At 45.8% G+C, this 968-nt stretch carries 1 protein-coding gene and 1 pseudogene; both read right to left on the reverse strand.

The genetic code is table 11. From position 1 onward, the window contains the following. A pseudogene (locus tag GMD6S_RS09520) lies at positions 1 to 622 on the reverse strand (EamA family transporter); the annotation flags it as partial. A gap of 8 nt (positions 623 to 630) precedes the next feature. Continuing rightward, positions 631 to 968: serine hydrolase domain-containing protein (locus GMD6S_RS09525; protein ID WP_000574305.1), on the reverse strand; the 338-nt coding region annotated here is incomplete at its 5' end.

Consider the following 968-nt stretch of genomic DNA (forward strand, 5'->3'; position numbering starts at 1 on the left):
AAGACTCCTGTGAAGGGAATAGCCACTACACCAGAAATAACCATCCCGACACCAATCACCAACATGCTTCCCCACTTCTTAATCAAAGCAATAGGGAGGATAATATAGAGGGCATAGGTCAAGGCTGAAAAGAGGCCCCAGAAAAGACCAGCAGGTGTGACCGACAACTGGTCAAGTTCCCCATGCGTTGCAATAAGAAAAGTTCCTCCAATTGCTAAACCAATTGAAATAATCTCTGCCAGAGTCGGCGCCACCTTATCCTTGATGCAGCTATAAATCAAAACCCCGACAGGACAAACATACTGAAGCACCGTCGCCGTTCCTGCATTGGTCTCCTGAATAGCAGACAGATAGGCAAATTGGTTGAGAAAAAGACCAATCAGAGCAAAAATAAGAAGAGACAGCAGACTCTTTCTATCCTTTAAAAAGGCCAGCGTTTTATCCTTTCCAGTAGAATAAGCCAAGACCATGAGTACCCCCCCCCGGCGATTAAAAGACGCAAGTCGGTCAAGACCAGAGCCGAAATCCCGTGTGCCATCAGGTATTGGCCACTGGTTCCAGACAAGCCCCAAGCAATCCCCGCCACTACTGTATACAGAGTTCCTTTTACGGTTTTTGACATACTTCTTCCTACTCCTCTTGACGAATCATTTCCATCACTTGGTTTCGATCGACTATCCACTGGGCACGCTCATCCTTCTCATACGTTCGATTGGATAAAAAGATAGCCGCCTCCTGCTTCTCTCGATTCCACATAATGAAGGTACCAGTATAGCCCGTATGGTCGAGCCAAGCTCCTTCCAGATTCCATGATAGAGACCGCTCCTTATCATCTAAAGGAGAAAAATTTCGGCTCAATTCTGCTGCAAAATCATCTTTCAAATAATGTTCCAGAAAAATCTGCAAATCCTTAACAGTCGAAAACAAACCAGCACTTCCTGCGTGTTTCCCTAATAGACGGGCTTTGG

It is taken from the genome of Streptococcus sp. GMD6S (assembly GCF_000297015.1).